The sequence below is a fragment of the Vibrio sp. J2-4 genome (genome assembly GCF_021728155.1).
Lineage (GTDB): Bacteria > Pseudomonadota > Gammaproteobacteria > Enterobacterales > Vibrionaceae > Vibrio > Vibrio diabolicus.
Map to the genome: position 1 here is coordinate 823,051 of NZ_JAKKCN010000002.1, position 16,613 is coordinate 839,663.

General features: G+C 44.8%; 11 protein-coding genes and 3 pseudogenes. 8 read left to right on the forward strand and 6 right to left on the reverse strand.

The annotated features are described in order from the left end of the window. Positions 1–300 precede the first annotated feature (300 nt). The gene (locus L3V32_RS09185; RefSeq protein ID WP_237284150.1) at positions 301–3,699 is read left to right on the forward strand and encodes a leucine-rich repeat domain-containing protein; all 3,399 of its coding nucleotides are present in this window, start codon (positions 301–303) and stop codon (positions 3,697–3,699) included. A 499-nt stretch (positions 3,700–4,198) separates the two neighbouring features. On the opposite strand, the gene L3V32_RS09190 is transcribed toward L3V32_RS09185, so the two are convergent. Further along, complete coding sequence (locus L3V32_RS09190; protein ID WP_225473326.1) at positions 4,199–5,206, reverse strand: DUF1176 domain-containing protein; 1,008 nt, start codon at positions 5,204–5,206, stop codon at positions 4,199–4,201. A gap of 180 nt (positions 5,207–5,386) precedes the next feature. After that, positions 5,387–5,521, reverse strand: a pseudogene (locus tag L3V32_RS26310) (chromosome partitioning protein ParB); the annotation flags it as partial. A 405-nt stretch (positions 5,522–5,926) separates the two neighbouring features. On the opposite strand from L3V32_RS26310, the gene L3V32_RS09195 reads away from it, so the two are divergent. Both L3V32_RS09195 and L3V32_RS09205 read left to right on the forward strand, forming a co-directional pair. Further along, on the forward strand, positions 5,927–6,751 hold the full coding sequence (locus tag L3V32_RS09195) for a leucine-rich repeat domain-containing protein (protein ID WP_237284152.1): 825 nt from the start codon (positions 5,927–5,929) through the stop codon (positions 6,749–6,751). Positions 6,752–6,917: 166 nt separating this feature from the next. After that, positions 6,918–7,232: pseudogene (locus tag L3V32_RS09205) on the forward strand (thiamine biosynthesis protein ThiJ); the annotation flags it as partial. 222 nt (positions 7,233–7,454) lie between these two features. Here L3V32_RS09205 and eamB read toward each other — a convergent pair. Then, the gene (eamB, locus tag L3V32_RS09210; protein ID WP_237284153.1) at positions 7,455–8,039 is read right to left on the reverse strand and encodes a cysteine/O-acetylserine transporter; all 585 of its coding nucleotides are present in this window, start codon (positions 8,037–8,039) and stop codon (positions 7,455–7,457) included. Between the two features lie 112 nt (positions 8,040–8,151). Here eamB and L3V32_RS09215 point away from each other — a divergent pair. The 3 genes and pseudogenes from L3V32_RS09215 to L3V32_RS09225 all read left to right on the forward strand — a co-directional run bounded on the left by L3V32_RS09215 (position 8,152) and on the right by L3V32_RS09225 (position 11,315). Then, positions 8,152–9,051, forward strand: a pseudogene (locus tag L3V32_RS09215) (LysR family transcriptional regulator). Positions 9,052–9,281: 230 nt separating this feature from the next. After that, complete coding sequence (locus L3V32_RS09220) at positions 9,282–10,256, forward strand: DUF1852 domain-containing protein (protein WP_124008320.1); 975 nt, start codon at positions 9,282–9,284, stop codon at positions 10,254–10,256. A 30-nt stretch (positions 10,257–10,286) separates the two neighbouring features. After that, positions 10,287–11,315: a methionine synthase gene (locus tag L3V32_RS09225; protein ID WP_048625736.1), complete on the forward strand. Its 1,029-nt coding sequence runs from the start codon at positions 10,287–10,289 to the stop codon at positions 11,313–11,315. A gap of 456 nt (positions 11,316–11,771) precedes the next feature. On the opposite strand, the gene L3V32_RS09230 is transcribed toward L3V32_RS09225, so the two are convergent. Beyond that, positions 11,772–12,791, reverse strand: coding sequence for a DUF2955 domain-containing protein (locus L3V32_RS09230; protein ID WP_237284155.1), 1,020 nt, complete (start codon positions 12,789–12,791; stop codon positions 11,772–11,774). Positions 12,792–12,800: 9 nt separating this feature from the next. After that, positions 12,801–13,865 (reverse strand): HlyD family secretion protein, encoded by a 1,065-nt coding sequence (locus tag L3V32_RS09235; protein WP_237284156.1) that lies wholly within the window; start codon positions 13,863–13,865, stop codon positions 12,801–12,803. 99 nt (positions 13,866–13,964) lie between these two features. On the opposite strand from L3V32_RS09235, the gene L3V32_RS09240 reads away from it, so the two are divergent. Together L3V32_RS09240 and L3V32_RS09245 are read left to right on the forward strand one after the other, a co-directional pair. Continuing rightward, positions 13,965–14,825 carry a LysR family transcriptional regulator gene (locus L3V32_RS09240; protein WP_024700258.1) on the forward strand — a complete coding sequence of 287 codons (861 nt, stop codon included), beginning with the start codon at positions 13,965–13,967 and terminating at the stop codon, positions 14,823–14,825. Between the two features lie 149 nt (positions 14,826–14,974). Further along, complete coding sequence (locus tag L3V32_RS09245) at positions 14,975–15,517, forward strand: hydrolase (RefSeq protein WP_025591497.1); 543 nt, start codon at positions 14,975–14,977, stop codon at positions 15,515–15,517. A gap of 39 nt (positions 15,518–15,556) precedes the next feature. Here L3V32_RS09245 and L3V32_RS09250 read toward each other — a convergent pair whose 3' ends face one another. Further along, complete coding sequence (locus L3V32_RS09250) at positions 15,557–16,453, reverse strand: 1-aminocyclopropane-1-carboxylate deaminase/D-cysteine desulfhydrase (protein WP_237284225.1); 897 nt, start codon at positions 16,451–16,453, stop codon at positions 15,557–15,559. Between the last annotated feature and the right edge of the window lie 160 nt (positions 16,454–16,613).

The following is a 16,613-nucleotide window of genomic DNA, read 5'->3' on the forward strand; positions in this document are numbered from 1 at the left end:
TTTTATATAGTTGTTTTGCTTGTCAAACCGCTTCTTTTAGTAGTGAAATTGTTTAAACAACTTGTTAGGAATGATAAGTCGCAATAAGTATTGCTATCATCCTCTTAACCCAAGATAAAACTGACCGTATGTGAATGTTTTATGCATTCGCACAGAAAATCTGATGACGGTCTAAATATAAATCTGAGAACAGGTATGTCATTATCAATAACAAGATTCACGAGGGTAATCTGCCCGCCCCTGGGCAGTTTGCTCTGTTTAACCTTTCTTACTGGCTGTGAAAAAGCAACAGAAGGGTTGGTGTATGGCACAAAAAGCAAGTCAGTAATTATTGACTATAATGGTAGCGAAACAGATGTCATCATCCCAGATTCGGTAACTACTATTCGGCGTGATGCGTTTAGACGTAGCAAGCTCACCAGCGTGACTATCCCTGATTCAGTGACTACTATTGGTGCGAGTGCGTTTAGTTACAACAATTTGACCAATGTGACTATTCCAAATTCCGTGACCACCATTGGTAGGGATGCATTTAATGGAAACAAGCTCTCTAGTCTGACCCTTTCAAATTCGTTGACTACCATTGGTGATTGGGCGTTTCAACACAACGAACTAACTAGCTTGATCATTCCAGACTCGGTAACAACCATTGGTAAGGAAGCATTTTATGGAAACAAGCTCTCTAGCCTGACCCTTTCAAATTCTGTGACCACTATTGGGGATAGTGCGTTTGAACGCAACGAGCTTACTAGCCTGATCCTTCCAGATTCGGTGACCGTTATTGGCGAGAGTGTGTTTGCCGATAATGAGATCCACAACGTGACTATACCAGAATCTGTGACCACCATTGAGGATGAGGCGTTTATTCGAAACAAACTCACCAGCCTGACTATACCTAATTCAGTGACCACCATAGGAAAAGTTGCGTTTGCTGACAACAACCTCACCCACGTGAGTCTCTCTGATTCGGTAACCACTATTGGTTGGGGGGCATTTACTGGCAATACGCTTACCAGTGTGACCATCCCAGACTCTGTGACGACTATTGAGGGTTCAGCGTTTTCTGACAACAATCTCACCAGCGTGATTATCCCAGATTCGGTGACCACCATTGGTTCTAATGCGTTTAATGGTAATGCAATATCCACATTCAACAATGCGCCATCAGATGGCATAATCTTTGCTCGTAATGATGATGGTACTGACAACAAGAAGGTTGTTGTTTCCTTTGGCGGAGGGAGAAAGGAGATTGTTATTCCTGATTCGGTGACTACCATTGGTTTCGGTATGTTTGAGGGCAACAATCTTACCAGTGTGACTTTTCCAGATTCGGTGACTGCCGTTGATAAGAGCGCGTTTGGTCATAATAATCTCACTAGCATAACCCTTCCAGATTCGATAACTACTATTGGAGACTATGCGTTTATTTACAATGAGCTCACTAGTGTAACGCTCCCAGGTTCTGTGATTACTGTTGGGGATAATGCGTTTGCTCACAACAAACTTACCAGCGTGACCATTCCAGACTCGGTGACCACCATTGGTGAGGAGGCGTTTGCTGATAACGCGCTCACTAGTGTGACTATTCCAGATTCGGTGACTACCATTGGTGAAGGGGCGTTTGCTGGTAACAAGCTCATCAGTGTGACCATTCCAGATTCAGTGACCACCATTGGTGAAGGGGCGTTTGCTGGTAACAAGCTCATCAGTGTGACCATTCCAGATTCGGTGACCACCATTGGTGAAGGGGCGTTTGCTGGTAACAAGCTCATCAGTGTGGCCATTCCAGATTCGGTGACCACCATTGGTGAAGGGGCGTTTGCTGACAACAAGCTCATTAGTGTAACCATTTCAGATTCGATGACCACCATTGGTGAGAGGGCATTTGCTGATAATGAGCTTACTAGTGTGACCATTCCAAATTCGGTAACCACCATTGGTGAGAGGGCATTTGCTGATAATGAGCTTACTAGTGTGACCATTCCAAATTCGGTGACCACCATTGGTGAGAGGGCATTTGCTGATAATGAGCTTACTAGTGTGACCATTCCAAATTCGGTGACCACCATTGGTGTGAAGGCGTTTTCTGCTAACAAGCTTGCTAACGTGACTATCCCTGATTCGCTGACTACCGTTGGCCAGGGGGCGTTTGCTGATAACGAGCTCACCAGTGTGACTATACCTAGTTCTTTAACTACCGTTGAGGATGATGCGTTTGCTCACAACAGGCTCACCAACGTGACCATTCCAGATTCGATAACCACCATTGGACATCGGGCCTTTTCTGGCAATGAACTCACCAGTGTAACTATCCCAGATTCCGTGAATATTCTTGGGTGGGAAGCATTTAGTTACAATAATTTAACCAATTTGATCATTCCAGATTCGGTGACCATTATTGGTTGGAAGGTGTTTAGTGATAATAAACTCACCAGTTTGACTATCCCAGATTCCGTGAACACTATTGAGGGGGCTGCATTTTCTAACAACCAGCTCATCAGCGTGACTATCCCGGATTCTGTGACCATTATTGGTAATGGAGCGTTTAATGGTAATGTAATATCTGCAGTTAACAATGCGGCATCAGATGGATTTATTTTTGCTCGTAATGATGATGGCACAGAGAACAAGAAGGTTGTCGTATCCTATGGTGGTTCAAGAAAAGGAATTGTTATTCCAGATTCGGTAAACACTATTGAGCGTGGCGCGTTTTCTGATAATGAGCTCACCAGTGTGACTATGCCTGATTCGGTGACGACCATTGGTGAAAAGGCGTTTGCTTACAACAAGCTCACCAATGTGACTATGCCTGATTCGGTGACGACCATTGGTGAAAAGGCGTTTGCTTACAACAAGCTCACCAATGTGACTATACCTTATTCAGTGACTACCATTGAGAATGAGGCGTTTCGGAACAACCGACTGACCAGCGTAACTATCCCAGATTCTGTGACCTCTATTGAGGATAAGGCGTTTAGTAATAATAAACTCACCAATTTGACCATTCCAGATTCAGTAAGAACTATCGGAGAGGCTGCGTTTTCTGACAACCAGCTTGTCAACGTGACCCTCTCAAATTCGTTGACTACTATTGGCTTAGGTGCATTTAATCGCAATGCACTATCCACAGTTAATAATGCACCATCAGATGGCTTTATTTTTGCTCGTAATGAGGATGGCACCGAGAATAAGAAGGTTGTTATTTCCTATGGTGGGGCAAGAAAAGAAGTTGTTATTCCTGATACGGTGACCATCATTGAGCGTAGGGCGCTTGCTAGCAGCGAACTAACCAGTGTGGTCATCCCAGATTCGGTTACCACCATTGGGCGTGAGGCGTTTGCTGGCAATGAACTTATCAGTGTGGCCATCCCAGAATCGGTTTCCACTATTAGCCATGGGGTATTTAGTAACAATAATCTCACTAGCGTAACTATATCAGATTCGGTAAATACCATTGCACCGGAGGCGTTTGCTGATAATAAGATCACTAAGGTGACTATACCAAGTTCAGTGTCCTTCATTGGTTATAAAGCGTTCCGGAATAACCGACTTGCCAGCGTAACTATCCCAGAATCAGTGTTCGATATTCAAAGTGAAGCGTTTGCTGGCAATGAACTCACCAGTGTGACTATTCCATCTTTGGCGACCCACAATGGTTTGATAGCGTTTGATGAAGGTGTAGATATTCACTGGTATTAACACTATTTTGTGTGCTGTTGCAATTTTAATATGTGGCAGTACACAAAGTTTTTGGAGAATGGTGTTTTCATCAGATATTGTTTTTGAAGGCTCTCTTATGACGACCGAGGTCGACGTGCAACATCCTTGTCTAGGTATTTAAAGTAATGGTATTTAATAATCTGTATCTAAACAAAGCCTTTTTACTATTGCGATTTCGCTCATCGCACTAGCACTTCCAAACTCATGTTGCCGCATCTGTAGTTATTTGATAGTTGCTTATATTCAATTTTCCTAAACACGTTTTTGTACAGAAATATCACGATCTGAATTTTAACACATGGTGTTTTCTAGCTTGAAAATGCCCTAAATCGCTTAGAATCTTATACCCTATAAAACAGAGGCCGCATGTACCTGCCCTACTGAAAGTAATCCTTTTTTATACTCCACCACTTATTGATGCGAACAACTTAGCAATCCGCTACCAAGAGCGACATTTAAACTCACCTCATTTACAAAATTATTGCTTAGAAGGAAAAGTTACATCAGTGATGTAGGTCGGCATAGGGTCAATACCGCCGGCAATACCCCTGCATGGACCCGTGCTGGATATCAAAGTGGGTACCATAGATTGCCCATCAAACACCCATGCCTGACTTTCCCAGCAATCGCCGTATCCTCGTACCTTGCGGTCTTGGCGCGCCATACCATCGATATAAAAACCATCACTCTTCAATGCAACCAACTGATTGGGGTCATTTTTATCCGCTAACCAATGGTGGCAAAGCGCGTTGTAAGCCATAAGCCAACAAGCACCAATAAAGCGTTTACCCTGGCCCAGCTCTGCAGTTTCAAGTGATGCGCTCTGGAGTTCGAAATCCAACTCAGATGCTGGCACATTAGTGGTCAGCAACTGTAACACCTCATTATAAGCTGACGAACCGATTTCAAGGGTAACAGCGTTTGATAGCGGTGCTTGCACAGTCAAACTTGGTGGTACTTTAGCGGGTGGTACTTCGTTCTCAGATTGTTTACCTTTGGCAACCACAGCAAATGGTGTGTTGCTACGCCCTTGATACTCATCCATTTTGCGAAACACAGCGCTGGCGCCATTGTTCGAAATGCGCCAGCGCTGCTTGCCAGCGCCTACTTCAATTACCGCGTTAGTAGTAACCACCGCCAATAATGCCTGTACTTGCATGGCGCTCAGCTGACTCGTTTTATCCGTGTAGATTGGGCCGAGGTCTTGGTTGTCAATCAACAAAGTCACACTTGCTGGCAACGCCTGCTCATCATGTAGCTGCAGAAAAAGCTTTGCCGTGATCTGGGTTGCAGGTCCAGCTTCACGTCTAAACATCATTGCCATACCATAGCCAAGACCAGCTGGCGCGTACCCCGCTGCTCGGCAAGTGCCAGTATTGTCACAAGCCAAATACCAATCTTTGTGATCAAACCTAGCTCCGTCAAAAGCTTGGACAGAAAAAATCGCTATACTCAATGCGATTATAATTAGACGAATATAGCGCACTTTCTTATTCCTTTGAGATAATATATCTGTGAATGTCTGATGGATTCTATGCGTTGAATTTAAGTTAATTTGACTTATTCGAAGGCGATTTTTGACATGAACTACTCCAGCCAGACTGGAGTAGATAATGATTAATCTAAAACCAATCTCATCGCTTGAAATACATTAGTTTTACCAGCTGTTACGCCCCTTCAGGCGCTTGCGTGCAAACATCCCGATAATATTGAATTGGGTTAGGAGCGTAACTTCCGCTTGGTCTGAGCCTTTGTTCGCTTCCGCGACTTTTAGCTCGACTTTGATAGCCGCAGAAATTGCCCATCTCTAGTCTTCTTATGAATATTCATCTTGAATATGGATGATCAAATAGGCAACAGTTTTCTTTATTACAGGAAACTGTTGCCCCTATACTCATTAGATCAAATACCCTGCAAAAAGTTATCCGATAGAATGAAATTCAACACGATTTAAGCGTTTTATATGCTTGTTTGGCTTGTCAAAGTGCCTCTTTTGTTAGAGAAACTATCTAAGCATCTTTTTGGGAGTGATAATCCATTAAAAGTATTGTTATCATCCTTTTATCTCTGAGTAGAGCTAAATTTCTGTGAACATTTTATGCGTTTGCATAGAAAGACCGATAACGGTCTAATTATACACCCGAGAGTAGCAATGTCATTATCAAGAATAAAACTCAATAGGCTAACTGGCTAAATCTTTGGCATCTTGCTTAGTCTAGCCCTTCTAACAGGCTGTGAGCATGCAACGGAAGGGTTAGTCTACGCTAAAAAATTAGATGGCTCGCAGAACAAATCAATACTTGTAGAGTATACCGGTAGAGAGACCGATGTCATAATTTCAAGCTCGGTGACCATTATTGGTGAAGGCGCGTTTGTTGGTCACCAACTCACTAATGTAACCATACCGGATTCGGTTACCACAATTGAAGATGAGGCATTTAAGGACAATGAGCTCACCAACCTGACCATTCCAGATTCCGTGGTAGCCATTGGCAAAGGGGTGTTTAGTGATAACAAGCTCACTAGCGTAACTCTCCCAGATTCGTTATCCACCATCGGTGCTGGAGGGTTCAATGGTAACGCGTTATCCACATTAAACAATATACCATCAGATGGCTTTATTTTTGCTCGTAATGATGATGGAACTGAGAACAAAAAGGTCGTTGTTTCCTACGGTGGAGCAAGAAGAGATATCGTTGTTCCTGACTCCGTGACTACTCTTGGGAAGGGGGCACTTTATGGAAATAAGCTCACTAACGTAACCCTTCCAAACACGTTGACTACCATTCGGGAGCTGGCACTTAGCCATAATGAGCTCACCAGAGTAACTCTACCTGACTCAGTACTTACCATTGGGAGGAGGGCATTTGATGGAAACAAGCTTACTAGCATAACCTTTCCAGATTCGGTGACTGTCATTGGTGAAGAGGCATTTACTGATAACGAGATCACTAGTGTGATCATTCCTGGTTCGGTGCGCGCTATTAGCCCATGGGCGTTTGATCTTGGTGTAGTAACTAAGCGGAATTAAAGCTATCTTGGATGCTGTCGTCTTCAGCTGGTAAATAGCAACTATTGATAAGTTATCCTTGAAACCATATATATTGAGGCACACAAAACGAGCACTGCCGAATAAAAGGCAGTAGTTCTTTTGACGGTTTGTTTGTATGAGTCTCGAAAAGGCGAAAGTACATAAATGTGCAGGGTCTTTTTTACACGGGCTTGGCTTGCTGAAAGGTAAAAAATTAACGACAGATCCACATGCAAAAGCTATTCAGTAGAGCACGGGAGGAGATGTTTAAGATCTTCCTTTTGTTTTGAAGGTAATATAGCTACCGTCGGAGACGCCTTTCAGTTATTTACTTAGTCGTTTGGGTAGCAGAAAGGCTTTGTGATTCAAACAAACGTAAAGCATACAAGAACAGTTAACTCCCACAGGGCAGTTCGACTTATTTGGAAATCTCATTTCAGCAACATTTCGTCTGCTCAGTATTTTAGCGCTCATAAATTGAATGACTGTCAAGTGACCGCGCATCTTGGCGGATTTTTGATATCTTAAAAAACTATATTTATGGATCTATCCATACTTCTCCTAATCACCGCCAGCCAAAATAGAGCAGAAAGTTCAACAAGCTTCTGTCCAACTTTGAGTTAGCATACTCAAAGCCAACCATTTCTCCATCTACAAATTCGAGACGCGGAAATCACTGCGTCTCATCTCCTCAACCTCAGCCTCAAACAAACAACTGTACCGCGCAGTAAAGTAGCGTCGCCGCTAAAGTCATATTGATCGCTTTACCATATTTCTGGAATTGCGATTGAAGAAGTTTGCCTGCTATTGCCCAGATTAAGTTGCTCACCAATGCGATAAATGCGAACACTAGACTGGTGGCCAAGATCCAGTAGATGTTTTGTGTATAAGGCAACACGAATGTCGAGATGGATGTTACGCCGTACAGAATGATTTTCACGTTTACGAACTGCAAACCAAAGCCCGTTAAGAAAGTGATGCCCTCAGAATTTTTTGATGCGGCTTTGATATCACTTGTCGCAATTCCCCAAGCTAACCAAATGATGTAAGCCGCACCCACCCATGTGAGCCAAGGTGTAATCACAGGAAGCAGGCTGACCATGTGGTAAGTGAAAACGCCACACAACAGCATCAAAACAATATAGCCGCAGAACATCCCAGAAATGACTTTAGTAGAACGCTTTAGCCCGTGCTGGGTTGCAACACTAAGCGACAAAATGTTGTTGGGACCCGGCGTGATCGAAGTAATGATGACGTAGGTGAAAAATGCGGTGTAGATGGCACTCATCTCTATCTCTCCTGTTTTTTGTGCACTATACTTCGCGTTAATCAATTAAGAAATTGAATATATTTAAACTAAGAGTTTTAAGTTTTTGAACTATCACGTCAGGAGTTTGGTCATGAATCTAAAGCGTTTCCTTACGTTTAAAACCATTGTTTAGGAAGGCTCGTTTCTTAAAGCGTCGCAAAAGCTTTATTGCACTCAGTCGACAGTGACCTTTAAGATCAGGCAGTTAGAACAAGATCTCTCATTGCAGTTGTTCGAAAAGATTGGCCGAAAAATGGTGCTGACTCAGGCAGGAGAAAAGATCCTTCCTTACGTTTATGAGCTCGCACGAGTGATGGAAAACATTGAAGGCACGGCGCAGCAAGAGAGTTCTGAGCCGACAGGGGAGTTGAAGGTTTTAATCGCAGAAACTCAGCTCGCTTATAAAATGGCCAATGTTTTGAAGGAATTCAGAATACGAGCGCCGAAAGTAAGGCTCTCACTGCAATCACAAAACTGCTATAAGATTCGTGATGAATTGATTGCTGATAAAGCCGATTTGGGTGTGTTTTATCGTGTCGGTAATGATGATGCACTCAAGGTGCATGAGTTTGAACAAGAGCCGTTGGTCCTTGTTGCTTCGCCGCTTTTAACAGGGTTGGATCTACAGAAAGGGGAGCAACACATTGATTTGGGATTCATCAGCAATGGTCCTAAGTGCCTTTTCCGTCAGACTTTTGAGAGCATCATCCAAGAGCGAAACATCAGCATCGATAACATGATTGAGCTGAGCAGTATTAACACCATCAAAAACTGTGTAGAGAGTCATATCGGTATCTCTTATCTGCCTCGCTTCACTGTTGAAAAAGAACTACAAGAGGGCAGCCAGCAAGAGCTCGAGTTTACCAACGCACCGCAAATGATCAAACCGCAGTGTGGCTGCAATGCCGGAAAGTGTGTCACGCCTGCAATGGAGGTCTTTATCGACTGCATGTGTAACACGCACGAGACAGGCTTTTTCCTCAAATCATGAAATTCCTTCATGTTCAATGTGAAACAATACCAATATTACTCAACTCGTGAAGCAAGTATAAAAAAAGGACTGCTCTGATGTTAGGCACTGCGACTGTCATTTTTGTACGAACCGTTCGCCATAAGTGCTGTGCAACCTAACGATTGGGAAAACCAAAAAACAAAAAATGTCCCCATGCACAGAGTTAGGAAAAGTCTGCTTTATCTAAGGAAATAGGATACCAACTCACGATGAATAACGATTTCACATTTGCTATCAAAAGCATTCGCTTTGATGAGAATTACCAACCATCAGACAACACGCGAATCACTACCAACTTTGCTAATCTGGCTCGCGGAAACTACCGCCGAGAGAATCTGCGCAATGCACTCCGAATGATCGACAATCGTTTTAACGCCTTGGCATATTGGGATAACGCGCAAGGTGACCGCTACTCCGTTGAGCTTGAAATCATCTCTGTTGATATGGATATCCAAGGTAGTGGCGAAGCCTTCCCATCGATTGAAGTGCTCAAAACCAACATTGTTGACCACAACACTAACGAGCGCATTGAAGGCATAGTGGGCAACAACTTCTCTTCATACGTTCGTGATTACGACTTTAGCGTTTTGCTGTTGGACCACAACAAAAACCAGCCCCGTTTCAGCATCCCAGCTAACTTCGGTGATTTGCATGGCAAACTGTTCAAAGCTTTCGTTAATTCTGAGTCTTACAAACAGCATTTCAAAAAGCTGCCGGTGATTTGTCTGAGCGTATCGGACAACAAGGTATACCGACGCACCGAAAACCAACATCCTGTTTTGGGCTTTGAATATCAGCCGAACGAATCTTCGTTGACGGAGCAGTACTTCAAAAAGATGGGCTTACAGGTGCGCTACTTTATGCCACCAAACAGTGTCGCACCATTGGCATTCTACTTCTTCGGTGACTTGCTGAACGATTATTCAAACCTAGAGCTTATCAGCACGATAAGCACGATGGAGACATTCCAGAAGATTTACCGACCTGAGATTTACAATGCCAACGCGGTTGCCGGTAATTGCTACCAGCCAAACCTAAAAAACCTAGACCACTCGCTAACTCAAATCGTTTACGACCGAGAAGAGCGCAGCCAACTGGCGATTGAACAAGGGAAATTTGCCGAGGAGCATTTCATCAAACCTTATCAATCTGTGCTTGAACAATGGTCTGCAAACTACGCGTAATCGACAACGAGAATCTAGAAAGGAATGACGATGAAAACATTATTACCGACTTCAACGGCTGGCAGCTTACCGAAACCTTCTTGGCTGGCCGAACCAGAAAAACTTTGGTCACCGTGGAAACTGCAAGGTGAAGAACTGATTGATGGCAAACGCGATGCGCTACGTGTCGCTTTGCAAGAACAAGAACTGGCAGGCGTTGATATCGTCAGTGATGGTGAGCAAACTCGCCAACATTTTGTGACGACCTTTATTGAGCATTTAAGCGGCGTAGATTTTGAAAACCGTAAAACGGTGACCATTCGCAACCGTTATGAAGCAAGTGTTCCGACTGTGGTTGGCCCAGTAAGCCGCACAAAGCCCGTGTTTGTTGAAGATGCAAAGTTCTTGCGTGAGCAAACTAAGCAACCTATCAAGTGGGCGCTGCCAGGCCCTATGACGATGATCGACACGCTTTATGATGATCATTACGGTAGCCGTGAAAAGCTGGCTTGGGAATTTGCAAAGATCCTCAATCAAGAAGCGAAAGAGCTTGAAGCGGCAGGTGTCGACATCATTCAGTTTGATGAGCCTGCGTTCAATGTGTTCTTCGATGATGTGAACGAGTGGGGCATTGCATGTTTAGAGCGTGCGATTGAAGGGCTGAAATGTGAAACGGCGGTGCATATCTGCTATGGCTACGGCATCAAAGCGAACACGGATTGGAAGCAAACGCTAGGCACTGAATGGCGACAATACGAAGAAGTATTCCCTAAATTGCAGCAGTCGAATATCGATATTATCTCGCTCGAATGTCATAACTCACGAGTGCCTATTGAGTTACTTGAGTTGATTCGCGGTAAGAAAGTGATGGTTGGTGCGATTGACGTTGCAACCAACGAAATTGAAACGCCAGAAGAAGTGGCGAATACACTGCGAGAGGCATTGAAATACGTTGATGCCGACAAGCTTTACCCATGTACCAACTGTGGTATGGCGCCTTTGTCTCGTGAAGTATCAACCGCTAAGCTCAATGCGCTAAGTGCGGGAGCGGAGATCATTCGTAAAGAGTTGGTGGGTTGATATTAATACTTAGGCTCCGCACCATGAACTAAGTTAGGGTCATTCCAGCGAGTCTAGACGAGACTAGGAATCGGGTTACAGCTCGCTAGGAAATGGCGATAACGTTCGTACTTCAAAGCACGTGGTTAGTAGGTCCTGAATCACCTCGTCCCTCGCTGTTCAGGATGACGGATGTTGGAAGATACATTGCTCGCCACCCACCAGGTATTAGAGCAGCTCCAAGGTAGGGTCATTCCAGCGAGTCTAGACGAGACTAGGAATCTACTAACAACTCACTGGAAAATGGCGATAACCTTAGAACTTCACAGCACTCGGTGAGTAGATCCTGAATCACGCTCATTCCTCGATGTTTAGGATGACCGTTTTAAATAAAAATGCCGCTCGCAGTAACTCGCAGTAACTCGCAGTAAAGTGAGCGGCATAGTTTGTTTTCCGTTTTCAGCCCTCGGCCAAGGCTTAATTCAACTCCACATTCCTCATCTCAGGATGCTTTAGCAACATCACACGAATCCAGTGGTGCACCACCCACATCACCATCGCGGTGAGCAGAACCGCAACGAAAATCGAGCTGAAACGGTATAAGATTGAAAAGAACGCGTCTTTTTGTTCTGGCACCAATGAGGTCGTCAGCGGAACCGATAGGGCAGACATGGCAGAAAACGCGATAGCCGCTTTAATTTGCCCCTTGGTGAGCCACAAGCAGAATGGCCCCATCGCAATGGTAAAGGCGAGCCAAAAGAGTAGCCCATGCCCATACCAACTGCCCAATATGAGCTGAACAGCCATCCCTGCGATGCAGCCTAGTGCGGTGCCGATGATGCGAATTTTTGCCATGGCGAGCGAGCCCGCTAAAGTCATTGGGGTTAGGATGATCAAAATGGAAGCTTGTGCGGATAGCGAGTCATATAAGTCCGCTACTTGGAATACGATAAACGCAGCCATCGCCACTATCCAACCCATAGCAACTTGGCTGATGTAGTCAATATCGCTTTTTACTGGGGTCGACATCTCAATGTGCTCGGCGGGGGATTTTGGCTCCGGGAACAACCAATACGCGAATGCGCAAACAAAAATATTGCTGAACGCCATCACCCACATGTTGACGTTGAACTCTTCAATATCCATGAAGTTATAGCTGGCAAAATTCAACACAATTGAACCCACCAACAGCCCCATGTAACCAAACAAATAGGTTTTCTGGTTCATCATTGCAATGCACTTGAACAGCATCATAATTCCGACGGCAACGGTCATTAATGTTGGATGAAACTGCAAGTATTCCAGCAAAAATGTGGCTTGTATGGTTGTCCACACCGCAGAGAAAAACACGATCAATAAAGCCGAAAGATTAAAGTTGTCCATTCTGCCCAATATAAACAGCGGCATCATGATGGCAAAAAATCCGTAAGACCAACCGAAGATCATGCTTAGCGTGAGCCCTAAAGAGCAGCCGAACCAAATTCGTAAGGTTTTCATTGTCGCCGCCTAGTAAATGAAGTGGAACCAGCTTGCGAGGTGAATCTGTGCTTGCGCCATCAACTGCCAGAAAATGTTGTTGTCTGGGTACAAAACAATGGTAGCGCGAGAGCCGACAAACAGTGCTGGTGGTAATTCTTCGCTGCTGGTTAGGTTCACTCGTGTACGCTGCGCATCACGTACCCAGCGGTTGTTCACTTCTACTTTGGTTAGTGCGCCATTAGGCGTTTGTTGTGCGGCTGCTACACCGTAATCGCGGCTAGCTAAATCAAAGTCGTACACCGAACCTGGGGTGGCATCAAATGTGACCAAGGCGTGGAAAGTCTTGTCTACGTTCGCGACGGATTTTTCACGAAAATCAGCGGCTACCCAGAGTAAACCTGTTGGTACAAATGTCAGCAATGGCATGTTGGTGTTTGCCATCGTGCCAACTTCTAGTTGCAGGTTGGTCACGACACCATCACTGGGAGCGAGTACCGCGGTATTTGCCAAATCAAGTTGCGCCTTTTCGATGCCGTTTTTGGCAATTCGAACGGCGGTGCTTTGACCTTTTTGATCGCCTAATTGCGCCTCAATGACTTTTAAGTTTTGTCCTTCCGCTTTAAGCGCTGCACGTGATACCTGATTTTGGGCAAAGGCATTATCGAGTGTCGATTGAGAGATGACTTTCTGCTTCGATAACGTCAGTAAGCGGTTGTATTCGCGGTGCGCATTATCAAATGTCGCTTGTGCGCGGGCAATATTGGCAAGAGCGGCTTCGCGTTGAGAATACAGCGTTGCTTCTTTTTCATAAGCGGATTGCAGAGACAGCTCGGCCTGTTCAAGCGCTATCTTGTATTTACGATCATCAATTGTAAACAACACATCGCCTTTTTGAACGGACTGGTTATTCTCGATGAGAACGTCGGTCACTTTACCAGATACCTCGGGCGCGACTTGGACAACGTATCCTTGCACTCGTCCTTCGGTCGTTAAGGGGGCGTGGCGGTCAGCAATGATAATGTACAAAAATAGTACGATGAACAGGACAATCAAAGTTCGCATCCAGTGTTTGAATTTTTGGTCAGCCGTCATTACAAGTTCCGTTAAACATATTGGATAGCGGATTATAGAGAAGTCACTCACAATTCAGTAGAATGATAATACGAACATAAATGACCTAAAAATAGGACAATGAACGTTAGTTTTGATGATATTTACCTATTCACTCAGACGGTGGTTCACGGCGGTATAAGTGCAGCGGCAGAGGCGAATCAACTACAACGCTCAAAAGTGAGTCGTCGCCTGCAAGAATTAGAGAAATCACTCGGGGTACAGCTTTTGATCCGCACAACACGCAGCATTGAGTTGACGGAGCACGGGAAACGCTTGTTTGAGTTGGTGGGGCAGCCTATTGACCATATTCAGCAAGGTTTAAATGCCATGCATGAATATCAACAAGAGCTGACGGGCAAGGTGCGTTTAGCCATTCCTTCCGCATTGATGAGCTCTGCCGCGTTTAACGCGATCATCACCGAGTACACAACGCGGTATCCGGAGGTTTCGGTCGAGATTGAAAACCATCAAGAGAGTGTCGATCTCAAGCGTCAATCGTTTGATTTACAGCTTCTTCCGAGCGTGGTCAAAGTCACCGATGACAGCTATGTGCAGTTCAGTCTTTTGCCTTATCGTAGTCACTTTGTTGCGTCAAAAGCCTATCTAGAATCGCATCCGCCAGTAAAAACGGTGGAAGATCTTAAGCAGCATCGCCTTTTAACTAATCGTTACAATGCCGACTTGCTCGATTCAGATTTGCATGTGGCGTTGCGTTCAGATGACCTCAACTTGCTGCGCTCGATGGCGATAGCAGGAAACGGCATCGCGTTTATTCCTCAAATTCATTCCAAGCCTGCACTGAGAGACGGTTTGTTGGTCGAGGTGCTGCCTCAATTCGCGCATCCGAAGCAGCATCTTACTCTGATTTATCCCTCGGCCTTATTTCTGCCCAATAAAGTCAAAGCCTTGATTGAACTAATTCGAGAGAAATTTAAATAGTCAGTTCAAACCACCCTTACCTAAGGGCAAATGTGTGAGCGAAGGTCATCTTTCTAGGTTTTATTGCTCTAACATGAAAGGGTTCTGATACATTAACTGTTCTCAACTTGTTGAGTATGATTTGTGGTCGCACAAGATAGGAGATGGAAATGTTATCGAAAGGAAACACGGGCCTGATTGTGGTGGATGTTCAGGGCAAACTCGCTACATTAATGCATGAAAGCGACGCACTGATTGAAAATATCACGAAACTGGTAAAGGGTGCCAAAGCACTAGATTTGCCTATTCTGTGGCTAGAACAGAATCCAGAAAGGTTGGGCCCAACCGCGGAGCCGATTCGTGAAGTGCTTGAAAGCACGCATTTACCTATTACCAAGTACACGTTTGATGGCTGCAAAGAGGCGACGTTTAACGTCGCGGTGGAGAACGCAAAAGTGGATACCTGGTTGGTTTGCGGTATTGAATCCCACATTTGCGTCTATCAAACCGCGGTTTCTCTGCGCCAGTCCGGTTATCGCGTTGAATTAGTCACGGATTGTGTCTCTTCCCGAACCGCTGCCAATAAAGCGCTCGCTCTTGCGAAGTTAACCGCTAACGGTGTGGTGCTCACTGGGCTAGAAATGTGTTTGTATGAAATGGTCGAAGATTGCCGAGCTCCTGAATTCAAAGAAATTCTGGCGCTCATCAAATAGTGTAATCACTGGAATCAACAACAACTTTATCTGAACACGCTATTCAAATTCTCGTTGATATCTTGGCAACATCGACTCGTTGCCAAGTAACCCGCCTTGGTGAATGTAAATCACCGTTTTATCTGTGTTGTCTTCCAACCAAGGGGTGAGGCATTGCCACATATACGGGTCGTATAACAGGTCAAATTCGAGGTCGGTTTGCTCAAAGAGTGCTTTCCATGTGATGTAATCTTCTTCGTACAAGCGACCAAAATGGTGTTTGTTGCGCACGGTTAAAATGGTTGGGTGGCTGTTTTCACAGAGCTGGTTGAACTGTTCAGTTAAGTAATCTACATCGCCTACGCAAGGGCAAGTTAGCACTTCTATGCCGTGTGGGCTTAAATGTTTATGAAGATATAAAGCCGTCGTGCCAGTACCTGATGGCAGGGCGACCGTAAACTGCTCTTTACCTCTCAATCGCGTCCAATCAAGAATTTCTCGTGCTAACTGTTTGATGCCAGCTTCAGCGAGGTGGGAACGTCCGCCCTCTGGAATAAGCAATGTCGACTCATCTAATCTTCGTACCTGGTGGATGTATTCACTAGGGTGGAGTTCGCTACCGATGTCTTGCATGGCGGTGATTTTCATACCCAAATCGAGAGCGCCGCGATAGTTTCCGATGGGGGAGCTTTTTAGCCAAGATGGAATGTGATGAACATAAAACTCAAATGCCCAACCTTTAATCTGGGCGAGAGCCGCTAGCGAGTACATGGCATTAGATTGAGCGGAGCCAAAGCTTATTAACGTGGTGATGTCGGGATTTTGCTCTTCCATTAACGCCATAAACTTACGTGCTTTGTTCCCAGAAAAGTGGGAGTGGAGCATGTCGTCACGTTTAAGGAAAAATTTGCGCCCATTAAAGCTATGTTGGGTGATAGGACTTTCTGAGAGTTTCATGTCGATGCTGACGGAATAAACCGTGTCACCTTTGCCATTTAAAAAGGGCGCGTAGTGTAACGCCATTAAACCCAGATAAAAAGTCTGTGTTTCAGTACAACCATTTCGGTTATTCCTGATGTTTTGACTCGCACTCACCGGTGCTGTAATACCATTGCAA